The sequence below is a fragment of the Pseudarthrobacter linnaei genome (assembly GCF_055412825.1).
The window spans coordinates 1-15,566 of record NZ_JBVAYX010000033.1; the positions used below are offsets into that span (position 1 = coordinate 1).

The 15,566-nt window shown below is 63.1% G+C and carries 12 protein-coding genes and 1 pseudogene; 7 read left to right on the forward strand and 6 right to left on the reverse strand.

The window, feature by feature from the left end:
• The 4 genes and pseudogenes from ACZYZ3_RS18135 to ACZYZ3_RS18150 all read right to left on the reverse strand — a co-directional run.
• Positions 1–1,471: Ig-like domain-containing domain (locus ACZYZ3_RS18135; protein WP_463965193.1), on the reverse strand; the 1,471-nt coding region annotated here is incomplete at its 3' end.
• 1,616 nt (positions 1,472–3,087) lie between these two features.
• Complete coding sequence (locus ACZYZ3_RS18140) at positions 3,088–3,348, reverse strand: hypothetical protein (RefSeq protein ID WP_463965194.1); 261 nt, start codon at positions 3,346–3,348, stop codon at positions 3,088–3,090.
• Positions 3,317–4,099 (reverse strand): IS110 family RNA-guided transposase, encoded by a 783-nt coding sequence (locus ACZYZ3_RS18145; protein ID WP_463965195.1) that lies wholly within the window; start codon positions 4,097–4,099, stop codon positions 3,317–3,319. Before ACZYZ3_RS18145 ends, ACZYZ3_RS18140 begins: the two co-directional genes overlap by 32 nt.
• Positions 4,100–4,487: 388 nt before the next feature.
• Positions 4,488–5,621 (reverse strand): annotated as a pseudogene (locus tag ACZYZ3_RS18150) (IS3 family transposase); the annotation flags it as partial.
• Between the two features lie 371 nt (positions 5,622–5,992).
• On the opposite strand from ACZYZ3_RS18150, the gene ACZYZ3_RS18155 reads away from it, so the two are divergent.
• Positions 5,993–6,463: a hypothetical protein gene (locus ACZYZ3_RS18155; protein ID WP_463965196.1), complete on the forward strand. Its 471-nt coding sequence runs from the start codon at positions 5,993–5,995 to the stop codon at positions 6,461–6,463.
• A complete protein-coding gene (locus ACZYZ3_RS18160; RefSeq protein WP_463965197.1) occupies positions 6,456–6,761 on the forward strand; it encodes a transcriptional regulator in 306 nt (101 codons plus the stop codon). The genes ACZYZ3_RS18155 and ACZYZ3_RS18160 overlap by 8 nt, the downstream gene beginning before the upstream one ends.
• Before the next feature lie 143 nt (positions 6,762–6,904).
• Here the strand turns inward: ACZYZ3_RS18160 and ACZYZ3_RS18165 are convergent, their stop codons facing one another.
• The gene (locus ACZYZ3_RS18165) at positions 6,905–7,387 is read right to left on the reverse strand and encodes a helix-turn-helix domain-containing protein (protein ID WP_463965198.1); all 483 of its coding nucleotides are present in this window, start codon (positions 7,385–7,387) and stop codon (positions 6,905–6,907) included.
• 1,266 nt (positions 7,388–8,653) lie between these two features.
• Entirely contained in the window at positions 8,654–10,024 is a 1,371-nt protein-coding gene (locus ACZYZ3_RS18170; RefSeq protein ID WP_463965217.1) for a YibE/F family protein, read from the reverse strand.
• A 306-nt stretch (positions 10,025–10,330) separates the two neighbouring features.
• On the opposite strand from ACZYZ3_RS18170, the gene ACZYZ3_RS18175 reads away from it, so the two are divergent.
• The 5 genes from ACZYZ3_RS18175 to ACZYZ3_RS18195 all read left to right on the forward strand — a co-directional run bounded on the left by ACZYZ3_RS18175 (position 10,331) and on the right by ACZYZ3_RS18195 (position 14,407).
• Complete coding sequence (locus ACZYZ3_RS18175) at positions 10,331–11,581, forward strand: MFS transporter (RefSeq protein ID WP_463965199.1); 1,251 nt, start codon at positions 10,331–10,333, stop codon at positions 11,579–11,581.
• Positions 11,578–11,955, forward strand: coding sequence for an ArsR/SmtB family transcription factor (locus ACZYZ3_RS18180; protein ID WP_463965200.1), 378 nt, complete (start codon positions 11,578–11,580; stop codon positions 11,953–11,955). The genes ACZYZ3_RS18175 and ACZYZ3_RS18180 overlap by 4 nt, the downstream gene beginning before the upstream one ends.
• 674 nt (positions 11,956–12,629) lie before the next feature.
• Positions 12,630–13,742, forward strand: coding sequence for a GTP-binding protein (locus ACZYZ3_RS18185; protein ID WP_463965201.1), 1,113 nt, complete (start codon positions 12,630–12,632; stop codon positions 13,740–13,742).
• Between the two features lie 20 nt (positions 13,743–13,762).
• Positions 13,763–13,885, forward strand: a complete 123-nt coding sequence (gene ykgO / locus ACZYZ3_RS18190; RefSeq protein WP_463965202.1) for a type B 50S ribosomal protein L36 — start codon at positions 13,763–13,765, stop codon at positions 13,883–13,885.
• Positions 13,886–13,981: 96 nt separating this feature from the next.
• Positions 13,982–14,407 (forward strand): hypothetical protein, encoded by a 426-nt coding sequence (locus ACZYZ3_RS18195; protein WP_463965203.1) that lies wholly within the window; start codon positions 13,982–13,984, stop codon positions 14,405–14,407.
• The last annotated feature ends 1,159 nt before the right edge of the window (positions 14,408–15,566 follow it).

Genomic DNA, 15,566 nt, shown 5'->3' on the forward strand with positions numbered 1-15,566 from the left:
CCGTCACATCCGCCGCGACCGCCACACCAGTCGCACCACCCGCCGGGGACGTAGCCGTCACGGTCGGGGCCGTCGTATCCCCACCCCCACCACCGGGGCCTGGCTCGTAGAAGTGCCAGTACCGGCTGGTGGCGTTCACATCGGCGAGCAACAGCAGACCGCTGTTGGCCGTGCCCCGCGCCGCACTGTTGAGGTTCTGTTTCGTCGACGTCACGTTATGGACATACTGGTCGGCGTCCACGATACGAGCCGTCTTCGTCGTGGTGAAGTTGATGTTGTCCAGCGGCGTGGACTTCTCGTAGATCGCACCCCCCGAGGTAGTGCAGACACCAGCGTTCGTCGTGCCGCTCGGCTTCGGATAGGTGGCGAAGGTACGCAGCCTCTGCGTACTCTCATCAATCAGGACTAGCACCCGGTTCGGGCACTCCGACACAGTCGCGATCGTGTTCGTCGCCCACGTCGAACCATTGAATGACAACAGCTGGATCAGCGGCTGAGACGCCGACGTGAAGGACGTCTTAATAGCGGCGAAAACCCGGCCACCCGAGGAGTCCAGCCACTTCAAGTTCATGTGGTCATCACCGCTGCGCTGCCCCTTCACCGCTGCCACAGGATCGGTCCAGGCGGTGTTGGACGCCCCATCGACATGGTAGCTCCAGTACATGCCGTCGGTGGAGTCACCGACCTGCCGGCTCCACATCACACCCATCTTCCCGTCGAACGCGATCAGAGCCGAGGTGTCGTCCACAGACACGTTGCTCAACGACGCAGGATGCGCGAACGGCGTCCCCCACTTCACGCCGGCCTGGTCACTGACGTTCAGATAGATCCGGTTCTCCTGCTGCCACGTCGCCCATACCCGACCGGTCGAGTCCTTGTCGATGGTCAGGGTCTCAACGCGCTGGTTGTTGATCTGTTCAGAAGTTAGCAGCGTGTAGGTCTTCTTACTCGAGTCGTAGCTGTAACGCCGCATCGTCGTCGGGAAGTTCGGCTCAGCCGGAACACCGTCGTTGACGAACCGATAACTCGCCACAAACAACGTCGTCCCGTCCCACAACAAATCATGATGAGTGTTCGCCCGCGTGTCTGTCGCCACACCCGTATTGACCCACGAACTCGTCGCGGCATTGAACCGGAAGATATGAAAATCCGAGCTGGCAGTGTCCCACAAGTTCCCCCACCAGACGCCGTCGTTGAACCACAACGCACTCGTTGCCCGCTTCGTACCTGTCGGGGTCCCCGTCCCCGAATGCGACGGACCCTCAACCCCAACATCACCCGCAGCAGCCGACGCCGGAACCGGCACCACCAGAACACCCACTACCGCCAGCAGCGCTGCCAGCAGTGCTGCCAGCAGTGCACGGAGCCGCGGATTCCGCGACCCACGTAGACGAGGACCAGCCGAGCGACCGCCTCCGCGGATTACGCCAAGCCAGGACCGTCCCACCGCATACGCATTTTGGTTGCTCATGTTTTCATCCTTCCGACATTCAATCTGCGAAATTTTTGACGAGACCGATCCACCGCCGCGGCCTGTTCAGGAAGTGATGGCTTTCCGTAGCCGGGACCACCTCAGCTCGTGCGCGAGCCGCGGTCCGCGCAAGACGCTGGCGGACGTGAAAGCCAATACACGAGATCGGATCCTGCACGGCCCAGTCCTGGGGTGGTTGCTCCAGCTGCTCCGGTCGCGGCCTCCGGTGGTCAGGTACGCGGCGCCAGGGCCGCTGGCTCATGCACGTTCCGTGCCCCGGGGCCTCTAACTTGGAACAAATGAGAAATTCGGGCTCTTCGCAGCCCATGGGTTTTGAGCATTCGCGGCCGGGCAGTAGATTAATGCCGCCCACCCGGCGGAGGACTTCACGCCGAAAGCACATGTTTGCGCCAATAACTTTCCTGGCTTCGGACGCCGCCTTGAGCAGACCGCTGCGGCTACAGCCCACTATCCGGCCGAGCTCCCCACCGAATTGGGCCGGGGGGACGTATTCCGACGCCGGTTCAACGCGCCCGCCCACGGCCGGCACATCGTGGTCGTGAAGAAATTCCGCCGGACGTTCGAGCCCTTCTGGTGCAGCTTCGGCGCCGTCGTCCAGGAACGCTAAGACATCGGAACTTGCCCTTGCGTCGTCCGCGCCGTTACTTTGCGCTGCGGAAAGTCCCACTGGCCCCCCACGCTTTTCCAGTGTCACGTCATCCACGGAGGGACGACGCCCATACGGGACCTCGCTATGGTCGTCACAACAATGATTTCTTTGGGGACCAGAGTTCGGGCTTGAATTGAGTGAAATTTCTTTAAGTGAGTGAATCTTACTGACACTCTCGGTGACGAGAAAGCCAGCTCGCAGAAGCAAATTGAAAGCTGGGTGAGATTAGACAAATGCATCACCACTTCATGATCATTTCGGAATATCAGACGCTGTCGCGCTTACCGAAGCGCGGTATTGGGGCTTGTCCGGCCATAGTCTGGTATGTGGCCCCAGCTCTCTAAGCCATTCCCCGTGTCATAGAGACTATGATCCGCCCCAATCAGTGTCACGAGTAGGCCATACTTGCTTTCCCGGCTAGGTCCACTCGGTAAGTACTGGGTTATGGGATGCGTCGTCTATATGCGTGGTTCGGGCCAGCTAAGTTAACGGGTCGGGCTATTGTCGTCTTGGCAGCGAGAATGCGACATCGAGTCTCGTTGAATGGCAGCAACTAAACAACCATTCCCCGACCTGACGTGTCTACTTTGGTTAGACTGTTTGCCAGGACGTCGGTTGTCTCGCCGTTCCATCATCGTTAGTGGTGGGGTTCCAGGGTGCGGGTCTCTTTCGCGTTTCGCATCTGCCTTGAATTGGATCGAACTTTGGTCCCAAGTTCCGGGTTCTTTGGAAGGTCTCTAGACCGTTCCGTCTCTTGAGTTCGGCAGATTTGAGTAGGAATTGCATAAGCGCTTCCGCAGGTGGGGGTGGTTGGGCCCCCGTTAGCAGTCCAGCGTCTATGCGATAGCTAATCCGAAAATGAGGTGACCTGACGGTGGAGGGTTCGCGCGGGATCATGCAGTCGTGAAAGGGCGGGCCCGGGTGGAGGTATGGCGAGGCGTGAGTATCAGGCTGCGGGTGTGAGGGTAACGGTGTAGCCGAGGGCTTCGAGTTGGCGGACGTGGCTGCGTTTCCTGGTGTCCGGGTTGGTGCGGCTGCTGAAGTGCTCTGGCCCGAGATCATGGATCCGGGCATCCGGATCCTGCAGCAGGTGCCAGACGATAACGAGGATGCAACGTCCGATAGCGACGATGGCGCGTTTCTTGCCCCGCCGGCGGGCGATCCGTCGGTAACGCTCACCCAGGAAGGTATCCGTTCGGCCGGCCACGACGGCGGCCTCGCCCAAGACCCGGGCGAGATAGCTGTTGCCGCGCCCGGTCGAACCGTTGCCCTTGGTTTTCCCGGCTGAGGAGTTGATGCCCGGGGAGAACTTCGCCCAGCAACACACAGGTGCCCCGCGGTCGGAACCGGGTCATGTCGACCCCGATTTCAGCCAGAACAATGGCGGCGGCCACGGAGCCGATGCCTGGGATCTGTTCCAGGCGTTCCGCCGCCGCGAAAGGGGCCAGCTGCGCCTCGATCTGTTCATCGACCGCGGCGATGTCCGCGTCTATCCCGTCGATCCTGGCCAGCATCCGGGCCAGGAGGAAGGCATGGTGGTCATCAAAGAGGCCGGTGAACGCCTCCTCGAGTTCGCTGAGCTTCCTGCGCATGCACGAACGCGCCAGCTGCGCGAGGAGTTTCTCGACCCGGTTCTTCTCCGCCGTGCGTGTCCCGACCAGATCGATCCGGTACCGGGTCAGGTCCCGCAGCCGGCGGATCGGGGCGGGCGGGACGAAACTGGGCCGGAGCATCTGCCGTTCGGCGACCTTGCAAAGCCAAACGGAATCGAGCTCGTCAGTCTTCGGACGTCCCGGCAGATGCTTCACGACCCGGGCGTTGACCAGCCACGGTTCGAGCCCGTGCGCCTCGAGGAGATAAAACACCGGCTTCCAGTAATCGCTGGTTGCCTCCATCACCACCCCCTCGATACGGAGGTCGACAAGATGGTTGGCCAGCTCCGTCAAGGACCGGGTCATTGTCGAATGTGTGGACACCTCCTGCAACCGCTTTTAGGGTTCCCGTTCGCGGGGACCCGAACACAACAGACGAATTCAGCCTTGCCCACATCGATCGCGACGACCCTGGCAATGATCTGTTCCTCATCTTGGGATTCGGCCAACATGATCCTCTTCATCCCCTCTCCGCGCGGACTTGTCGACTATCGAGGCGGACCGCCCGTGGGAATCACCGGGCAAGAAGCGAAATCTAATCCTCGTCCTGAACAACAGAAACAATGAGGGGCCTACAGCGTGACACCCAATGCCCGGCTAATTGACGGCCTCAGCGAATCATAGAAACACGGCGTCGGCAGGTGGCCACAGCAACATTTTCAGCCCGGAACGGGCGTCCGACAAAGGACATACAGGCTAATTGGATTTCTTGCGTCCAGTTTTTCCAGTAGCGTCTCGGCGTCATGCCGTTCAGGGATCCGTGGGGTCGTTCATGATTGTAGATAGCTTTCCATTCCTCGGCCAAATACTTCGCTTCGGCCATGCCGTCCATGATTTCTCCGGAGAGTTGTCCCCTTCTGTATTCGGCGTTGAAGGATTCGATCAAGCCGTTCTGCCAGGGTGATCCCGGGTCGATGAATGCGGTGTCGACCCCGGCGGTGTTGCACCAGCTGACCAGTGCCTCTGCAGCGAACTCGGGCCCGTTGTCGCACCGGACGTAGGCCGGGGCGGTGCCGGTTTCGGCGATGGTGTTCTCCAGCACCGCGACCACGTCCGTGGTCTTGAATGACCGGCGAGGAATGATCGCCAGCGCGCTGCGCGTGTATTCGTCGAGACGAAAGAAGAACCGGATATGCCGGCAGGAGGTCACATCCGACTGGAAATCGAAGCTGACCACGTGCATCGGGTACTGCGCTGTGAGGCGTTTTTGCTCCCCGGCGCCAGGCCCGGTGCGGCGATTCTTCCGCGCCCTGGGTTTACAGACCAGGCCTTCGTCGCGCCAGAGCCGGCGCACCCGCTTCCTGTTCAGCGCCACGCCGTCCCACTCGGGCTGTGCCAGCAGGAGCCAGCGGGCTTTCGCCAGCCCCACGCGATGTGCTTCACGGCGACGGCGGGCAAGGCTGCGCGGAGCTGCATTTCCTCGAAGCCCATGTCGGGCTTCTTCTTGCGGAACGCGGACCGGTTCTAACCCAGGACGTCACAGGCGAAGCGTTCGGACGCCCCGAACTTGTCCACCGCCATGCGCACGGCACGGCGGCGGGGTTCGGGGCTCAGAATTTTCCCTTGGCCACCCGTTGAGGATGTCGATGGCCAGTTCCCTCTCCGCCAGCAGGCGCTTGAGGCGGGCGTTCTCCTTCTCCATCTCCCGGGTCAGTTTGGACGCCTCGGCGTTCTTCTCGGACCCGTACTGGTTCAGCCAGCGGTACCAGGTCGCCTCGGTGACCTGAAGCTCCCTGATGACCTCGACCATCGGGTGTCCGTCGTTGAGCATCTTCTGGCCCTGCCGGACTTTGGCGATGACCTGCTCGGGGGTGTGTCTGCGTGCCAGCCACGATTCGTGAATTTCCTCCTGCGTCCATTCTCGGACACGAACTCACACAAACACTGGACTTCTACCTGGGGACCCAACCAGTGGCATCGGTCCATGGCTTGCGGACTGTCGACCCAACACGCACGACGACGACGCCGCCGGCATTGCCTCCGTTGAGTAATTGCTCGGCTTCCGACGCTAAGGACTAGCTTCGAAAGTCGGCCGCCCGTATGACGGTGCCATAACGCGACCGAATGACACGAGTATTTATGCATGGGATGGAATAGCGGGCCCACGCCCCCTTCCGAGTCGGGGATCGCTCTGCTGTCCCGTTTGCGCATCCCCACATCACTTGCCGATTCGGAAAGTCATTCTGTAGACTTTCCGGCATGGAAAGAAACTTTGAGGGCCGCCCGTCGGCAGATGATGCCGCCGCCAGCCTCCGCGGCCTGGCTTCCGACCGTCGGACACTGGCCGACGGCGTGAATGTTCCCAAAGCATTGCTGGCCGCACTCGGGGGCGTGGCGGCTTGGTGGGTGGCAGCAGCCGCGACGGCCAACCCTGGGGAGAACTACGAACCCCCGACTTCCGGATGGTTGGGCCTGGTAGCAGTTCTAGTGATCCTTCACCTGATCCGCCGCGAAGCCGGAATCCGATTCCGCAAGATGGGCCCGCGCGCCATAGTGGCAACGATCGCGATTCTCATGGTCTGCCTAACGCTGTTCTCAATCTCGCTTGGTTTGGTTTCCTTCGGCGCCCGCTGGGCCGTGGCGCTGACCAGCGTGTCCGCCTTCGGTCTAGTCACTTGGCTCTCGGGAATCGTCTACCGCTCGGCGCTGGATCAGCTGCGGCATGATTGAGGCCCGGTTCGATGACGTCATCCACGCGCCGGCACGGTTACGGATCTGTGGAGTGCTGCGGGCGGTTGAACAGATGGACTTCGCTGTACTGCGCGATACGCTCAACGTCTCGGACGCAACACTCTCGAAGCACCTGAAGACCCTGGCTGAGGCTACGTACGTCAGCCTGACCAAAGCCGCATCAGCGGCGCGCACGGATGCCCGCCGTCTGACGTGGGTAACTCTCACACCTGCTGGGCGGAAGGCATTCGACGCGCACGTGCGTGCATTAAGGGAGATCGCTGGCACTGCCGACTGAACACGACCACCTCACTTGTGAGCCCTCTCCTGCCCGCCTGCCGTCCGTCACCGTAAGCTGTACTCAGCTAGCAGGTTGGTTACATCTGCTGATGGGTGGTCGTCCTCCGAGGGCGCTGTGGTTGCGGCGGTGGTTGTAGAAGTCTAGCCAGCCGGTGAGGGCCCTATGCCGCCGAGTTTCCTGACGTCGATGTGCAGCAGTTCTCCGGCGGTGTCGCGTTCGTAACGGTGATCGGTTGCCCGGCCGGCGCGGATGCGTTCGCCGCTGATGGGGTCCAGTTCCCACAACCGGGGCAGCCCGGCTCTGGCGATGATCCGCGAGACCGTGCGGGCCGGGACCTTAAAGCGTTCGGCCAGCTCGACCGGGCCTTCGCCGTGCTTCTTACACGCCGCGATTACATCCTCGATCTTCGCCTCGGGAGTGGCATGCGGGCATGAACGCGGTCGTGACGACCTGTTCTCCATCCCGGCCAGACCGTGTTCGACGTAGCGCTTGAGCCACCGGCGTGCGCAGGCGCGGGAAACGCTCATTTTCTTCGCCACATGGGCCACGGGACGGCCGTCCAGAACACGCTGGACAAGGATGCTTCTACCGGCAGGAGTCAGACGGTCATTACGGTGGACCATGAAGACCACTTAGGCGTTCGTTGTGTGTAGTAACCACCAACCTAAGAGGTCTTCACCCTTTCAACAGGTAACCAACGTCCTGGCCGAGTACAGCTAGCGCCTGCCCCGAAGGGACACCGGAGCGGTCACTCACCGCAACAATGACGGCACCCCGCCCGAGGAGCTTCCGGATCTGCTGTTCGGCGGCTCCTTGTCCACACGAGCAACCAAATTGCTCGTGTCGCTTCTACAGCTTGAGAACCACCGGATCTGACCGGCCTGCTCAACCCGTTTCGCTGTCGCATTAGCCGGTCCCCCACCGACGAAAGCGTCACCCAAAATTTCCGGATCACGACCGCCGCGTTTCCGCGGCCGGCCGCTTCCCGCATAACCCGCCCGAAAAAATGCCCGGTGACGGGGGGCGGTTTCCGGGGGCCAAACGGTACATTCAAATCGATGTGCGGAATCCTCATCTGATACGCCCTCGGATCCACGAACGACCGCCGCGATCGCACAGGCGATCGGCAAAGATCCGGTCATGGTCGTCGCCGCGCTGCCCGCCCAGCATGCGTTGACGCCGGCGGAGGCAGAGATCGTCCGGAACTGATTGCAGGCAACGTGGCCAGCTCCCACCGGTAAAACAGCGAGGACAGCGACGCCGGATACCCAGAAGCCGGATGCGACGATGACGGGGAAAATGATGGCTGCGGCGGCGGGTTAGCTGGTGGGAAGGCCATGGCAGCAAAGCCCACCAGTTCCTGCAACCCGCCCGCGAAGCAGGCAACGCCTATCGACTTGCCGGGCTCAGCAAGCTGCTGATCACTTCCGGATCAGCCCGCCCATGGTGCGCGTGCGCTCAGGGCGGAACAGCCCCTGCAGCAGCAACGGAGTCCCGTAGCTCGCCCAGGTCCGGGCCGGTTCACCTTAGCTGCAGCAACGAGACGCAAGGGACATCACATATCTGCCGCACTTAGGTTCCTTGTGCCCCAGAGGTCCGCGATTGCGGTGTCGCTGTCCGGATGGGAACTGCTCCATGGGCAGGCAGAGGGATCGGGACAGCGCGGAGCCCGTCCGCGTCTGCACCCGGGGTTTGCTGTGGGCGTCGCCCGGGGGCTGCGCACCGCTGTATGGGAGAGCCGCCATTCGGCGGGTTGGCCACGGCGGGAAAGCCCGTGGCCCATCTTTGCCGCGGGGTCAGTAGAACGTCCGGTAGAGGGTTGATCTGCAGCCTGCCCCTCTCTTAGCCGGGGGCAAGACCAAAGTCGGCGCTGACCCGCCGGCGGCGGGTCAATATGTGGCGTGGTTCGCCAGGCGGCGTGCCTCACGGCGGGATCCTGGTACCGGTGTACCGCCGGCTGTCACGATGACGTGATCGGAGTCAATGCCCGGGCCCTCGCCCGAATGTGTTGACGGCGCGTCATCCTTCAATTCTCCGGAAGTCGCTGACCGGCGCGAACCCGTTGCTTTGACCACCAGTACCGCAAGGAGTGTTGTGACGGGGACGGCCAAAACCAGTCCAACGGAACCCACCAGCGTGCGGACCACTTCTTCGGACAATTCAACGCTAGTCAGAGACTCACCCAGGGGCCGGTTGAAAAGCATCACGATGATGATGATGGGCAAGGCGGCTCCGGCATAGGCGAACGCAATGGTGTACACAGTCGAGGCGATGTGATCCCGGCCGATCCGCATGCCCGAAGCGAACAGGTCCCGCGCGCTGGTTTGAGGAGCCAGCTCATACAGCTCCCAGACTGCAGAGGACTGGGTGATGGTCACGTCATTGAGCACCCCCAGTCCTGAGATGATCAGGCCACACAGAATGATGCTGGACAGCGAGATCCGGTCAGACATATTGATCAGCGTTACGGCCTCATAGCTGCTGCTCCCTGTCAGGTTGGCGGCGTCAGTTGCCCACGCGGCCAACACTGCCGTGATCACCAGCCCGAAGACAGTTCCCAGCAGGGCGGTGGATGTCCTGGCAGAAAAGCCGTGGGCAAAGTAGAGGACGCCGATCATGATGACGATCGACCCCACGAGCCCGAGCAGCAGCGGCGGTTTCCCCTCCACGAGACCGGGAAGGATAAAAGTGGCCAGCACAACACCTGCACCGACCAACCCGATGAGAGCCCGGAACCCGCGCCAGCGAGCGACGGCGACGACGACCAGCCCATACAGGACCGAGAGCAGGATAATCGGGACGGACCGGACGAAGTCGACAAACACGTAGGGCGGCATACCGGTCACCGCGCCGCTCTGGCTGGTGGACAGATTGAGGTAGCTGATGTTGTCGCCAGGCTTGACGCCGTGTGATTTCACCACGTCCGGATTCATGACGACCTTCACCGACACGCCGCCATTGTCCGGTTCCGTGATGACAAAGGTGCACTGGGAGCCCTTCATGCCTTCGACAGCCTGGCCGGTTCCCTCCATACAATCCTCGACCGCCACCCGCTGAATCTTTCCGGTCTCCATCTTGGCTCCGGGGGCACCCGCGTACGGGTTCGCGAAGCTGATGTCATCCCTGCTGCCCGAAGGCCACATCAGTACCATGGCGATAAGAGTCAGCAGCGTTAGAGGAACAAGCACGGCGGCAAGAAGCCGATTGGCTCGCCTCCGCGCCGCTGCCGTCTCCGGCGAGGCTTCCGTCGGCTTCTCCATCGAGTGGGAATGGCCATGTCCCTGACCCATCAGCAGCAAAATTCCATCCCTGAATCCTACCCTCCGGCACTGTGCCTCACGTGGTCGGGATGAAGACGTGCCGACCCCCTTAAACCTCTAAAGATGCCTGGCGTCCGCTTCCACGGATGACTCTCCCGCGGCTGTGGCGGTCCGCATCCGGGCCAAAAGGCTGCGCTCACGTTGCCCGGCGTGGGATCCCCGACGACTGATCTCCGGTGCAGGGCCAAAGCAGTCATCTATGATGAGTGCATAGGCATGCACGTATGTAACTAAGGAGTTTGGCTGATGCTATCGGTTCTGCGGAACCTGACTTACCGGCGGCTGTTCACCGCGCAGATCGTGGCCCTGATCGGCACCGGCCTGCTCACCGTGGCCCTGGGGCTGCTGGCGTACGACCTGGCCGGCAGCAACGCCGGCGCCATCCTCGGTACCGCGCTGACGATCAAGATGCTGGCCTATGTGGGACTGGCCCCGGTGATCAATGCCCTAGTGTCGCGGTGGTCCAAGAAACGGGTCCTGATCGGGGCGGACTTGATCCGTGCCGCGATGGCGCTGTGCCTGCCGTTCATCACCGATGTGTGGCAGATCTACGTCGTGATCTTCCTGCTGCAGAGTGCATCCGCGACGTTCACCCCGGCGTTCCAGTCGCTGATCCCGACCATCCTGAAGGATGAGAGGGACTACACGCGGGCACTGTCCCTGTCCCGGCTGGCCTATGACATGGAGGCCCTGGTCAGTCCGGCCATCGCTGCGCTGCTGCTGACCCTGGTCAGCTACAACAACCTTTTCGTCGGCACCGTCGCGGGCTTCGTCTTCTCCGCGTTGATGGTCGCGATCACCGTCCTGCCGCAGGTGGCCGATTCCGGGGCTCCGCAGACTTCGCTGTGGCACCGGACGACCCTGGGTGCCCGGATTTTCTGGCGGAACCGCCGCCTGCGGTCCCTGCTGGCCCTGAACCTCGTCGTCGCGGCCCCGACGGCGCTGGTCCTGGTCAATACGGTCGTCTACGTCCGGGACGTCCTGCACCGGCCCGACACGGACCTGGCCCTGGCGCTGGCCTGCTTCGGTGTCGGGTCCATGATCGTGGCCTTGTCCGCGCCACGGGTCCTGGACCGGTTCGGGGACCGGGCCGTGATGCTCTCCGGCGCCGCTGTCATTCCGTTTGTCCTGGCCGGCGCGGCGGCGCTGACGCTGCTGGGCGTCCCCGGGTCGGGCTGGTGGCTGCTGCTGGGCTTGTGGTTCGTGCTCGGAGCCGCGAACTCCACCATCCTCACACCCTCTGCGCGCCTGTTGCGGGACGCATCCACGGAGGAGACTAGGCCATACGTGTTCACGGCCCAGTTTTCCCTCTCGCACGCCTGCTACATCCTGACGTATCCGCTGGCCGGGTGGGTCGGGGCGATGGCCGGGTTGGGCTGGGCTGCCGTGGCGCTGACAATTATTGCGATGATAGGCAGTGCAGGTGCATTCCTGTCCTGGCCACGGCACCAAGCCGCAGCAGCCCAGGAACCGGTGACAGAAGGAGCAGCACGTTGAGCAGTCAGCCTGACAGCGCGCCCGTCCCCGCCCCTGACGCTCCGTCCCTGGCCCATCCGGTTACCCCGGGGCCGCAGCTGCTGGAAACCGCTGTCGGCACGTTGCGGATGCTCGCCGAACCGACCCGCCTGCACCTGCTGTGGCAGCTCGCCGACGGCCCGAAAACCGTCACCGAGCTCACCGCCGTGGCCGGGGTGCCGCGGACTGTGGCCAGCCAGCACCTGGCCAAACTCCGCCTCAGCGGACTCGTGGACACCCGCAAGGACGGACGCCACGTGATCTACTCCCTCCACGACGGACACCTCGTCCGGCTCATCCGCGAAACCATCAACCTCGCCGACCACCGGATCACCGGCGAACCCACCCACGACTGACCACCCCGATGCCTGCTGACGTCCCGCCGCCAGAGAGGCCACGCCCGCACGGGCAGCGGCACCTTTGCCCCCTTGGGCACGGAATCCAGATGGCCGCCCACCACAACGGTATGGGCGGCACTGCCCTCGGTTGTGCTGAGAAGGTTGAAGCTCTCCACCCGCTCGCCATTGACCCGGTGACTGAAAACGTGACGGACAGGCGTGTATCCGGCAAAGCCCAACTGCTTCTCGACCTAGCGGGCCTATCCTTCATAACCGGAAGTGCCCGAGGCGCGGCTGCCGTCATTGTCGTCGGCTCTATTCTGAAAAGCCTCCAGGTGATCCGCCCTGCCCCCGGGCTTTAAGGGTCCCCAGAACGGCGCGGGCGTCCTCCCCGCAAGCAGAATCCACCGCTGGCCCCGGGATCACAAAATTCGGCCGCGAGCCAGCACACCTTACTGAAGAGACCGACAACAACTATGACTGCCGCTGCCCTTCTGCGGATGCTCATCCGTATCGACACCCCCACGCAACGAACACAGCGCTTCAACCGTCCGGGAAGAAGAGGGTGAGCCGCGGCGACCGCCTGACGATCACGCCGGAACGGACGGTGTACGTGCATTGACCGTCGGCCCCGAAGGGGCGAATCTGCCCCTGTATTGCAAATGAGAACAATTCTCGTTAGCTTGATGGGTATGCATCTCACCGTGGTCAGCTCCCTTGACGTCTTGTGCCGGCAGCAGGCGTGCGAGGCCCTGGCCGCCGCACACCCTGCGGCCGTCGCGGTTCTCCACGACCTCCTGGAAAACGGCGTGGTCATCCGCCGCATCTTCGGCCGGCCCGGGCCGGTCGAGCGGGAAGAAAACCACCTGGAACACGGCTGCCTGAGCTGCACGGTGCGCCTGGACGTGGTTCCCACGATCGAGCGACTGCTGGCCCTCGGCGAGGACCACATCATCATCGGCCTCCCGCCCGCGGTCCCCGCGTCAACGGCCGTCAATGCCCTGAAGCGCGGACTCGCGCACCGGTTCACCATCGATTCAGTGGTGCTGGCCTGCGCACCGGACGCTCTCGAGGACCACATCTGGGACCACCACACCGTGTTTGAGCCCGGGTTCACCGCCGTCCCGGATGACCAGCGGACGCCCGGGGAATTCCTGATTGGCGAACTCGCGTTCAGCGACACTGTCCTCCTGGCCGACCCCGACCTGGTTCCGGTGGATCCGCGCGGGCGCGCCCGCGGCGTGCAGCTGCTTGGGCAGCTGGCCCCGCACGCCGTCATCATCGAAAATGCCTGCGACATCCATCCGGGCAGGCACGACTACGCGGAGGCAACGGCCAGGTCGGTCCCCGGCGCCGTGCGGGTTCCCGCCGGGCCGTCCACTTCCCCGTTCAGCACCGTCACCCGGCGGGTCCAGCGTCCGCTACATCCCGAGCGGTTCCGCCACGCACTGGCTAGCTTGGCGCAGGGATGCTGTTGGCTCCGCGGGCGGCTGTGGATCGCGGCGGCCCCGGAATGCCGGATCGCCGTCCAGGGCATCGGACCGCGCGTGTGGCTGGAGAACACCGGGCCATGGCTGACCGGCCAGACACCCCATCCCGCGGCGGGCCGGACGAACAACGCTGACGCGCCACGGGACGGGCACCCTGACGCTATGGACCGCGGGACCGTCCTCGCAGTCACCGGCGAAGACATCGACGCGGCCGAGATCACCCGGCTGCTCGCAGATTGCGAACTTACCGACGCGGAAATAGCTGCCGGCTTTGCCGGCCTGCACGACCCGTTCGGCCTCACCACAACCCACTGACCCAACCAAAGGAGCAACAGATGAAAGTACGGAACTCGCTACGCGCACTGAAGAACATGCCGGGAGCACAGCTGGTTCGCCGCCGCGGAAGAACCTTCGTCCTCAACAAGAAAAACCCCCGCATGAAAGCCCGCCAGGGCTGACCGTCCCCGGCCATCATTCCGCCGGAAGCCCCAGGACACCGGTGGCTGACGGCCCTCGCGCCCTCACTCTTCGGCTGGACAGAAAGGATGTCTGCAATGAAACGCAAAAAGGTCACCCCGCTGACCGGTCTGGGAGCCGACGGTCCCCTCGTTGCCCTGTGTGAGGGCTACCGGTGCGATGCGCTCCACCGGCTCGCCGATGGTCAGAACGGTGCTGATCGGTTGCGGTCAACCATCGCGGCCAGTCGAGGCGCGGTACTCGTCTCCACCCAATGTCTGGGCGCTTGCGCCAGCGGGGCTGTCGCTGCGGTGGCCCGTCGCGACGGAGCTACTGGCGTGATCGGATCGTCCGTGTGGCTGGGCGGTGTGGATCAGCCGGCGGTCCTCGACGTTCTCCTGGGCTGGATCAAATCCGGCGGCACAGCCGGTATCACCAAAACTGACGACACGCTGCCACCAGCGCTGCAGAACGCGGTTATCGGGGTTGGTAATCCGATCCGTGCGCACAGCCCCAAGCGCTGACCTCCATGCCGGGCACGGTAGCCCCCTCCCCACAGATCGTGACAGCCGCTGCCACGCGGTTCTGTATTCGAATGCGGCCACTGTAGGGTCTGACGGCAGCAATCCAGTCATCGCAGACGCACAGATCTCTACCGGGGCCCAGAGACAGCTACCCGCGCACCGGGCACCATCATCGATGTTTGTTGATGTCGGTCAAACCGTCCTCGCTTCCGTCCCTTGCGGAGAGCGCCCAGGCTCAGGGGACCGCCACGATCGCACAGGCGATCGGTAAAGATCTGGCCTGCGTCGTTGCCGCGCTGCCCGCCCAGCATGCGTTGACGCCGCGGAGGCAGAGATCGTCGGGATGTGATTGAGGGCAACGTGGCCAACTCCCACCGCCAAAACAGCGAGGACAGCGAGGACAGCGACGCCGGATAACCAGAAGCCGAATGGGGCGATGACGGGAAAAATCATGGCTGCGGCGGCGGGGTAGCTGGTGGGAAGGCCATGACAGAAGCCCACCAGTTCCTGGAACTCGCCCTCGAAGCCGGCCGCGCCTGCCGACTGGCCAGGCTCAGCGAATCATGATCAGCTCCGGATCAGTGGCCATGTCATGCCGTTCCCCCCGCAGTCCTGCATAAACAGGTGTGAGAGCGGAAAATCCGGACCGGCCGCAACTCTGGGTCGGTCTAGAGAATATTCAGCAAATCATGTTGTGAGCGGCCCTGGCCACCATGAAGTAGTGAGCGCGAAAATCCGACGGAAGGACGAACGAGGATGAACACGCAGAAGAGACCCCGCAGGGCGGTACCCGGTCCGCCGTAGCCAGCCGCTCCCCCACACAACCAAATAGGTCAATCCGGGACCCCACACACCCGGAACCTCAGATCAGAGGCGTGAGTGTGGACACTGTCCACACGAAAAATCAACCAAAAAGCCGCTGACCTGAGGAAACACTGTGCCCGAGGTGGGACTCGAACCGGGTTCCAGCCCTTGCGAACACTGGACTCCCGTCGAAACATCCGGAATACGGGCCAGTCCGGCACCAGTACGACCCAGACCGGAACCCAGGGTGTGCACATTGTGCACACCCCCAATTCTCCCCATCAAAGGCCTCCCCCAATCTGCCGCACCCCGCATTGACAGGTTGCGGCGCTTCTTTGTCTTGACAAAGTTGACC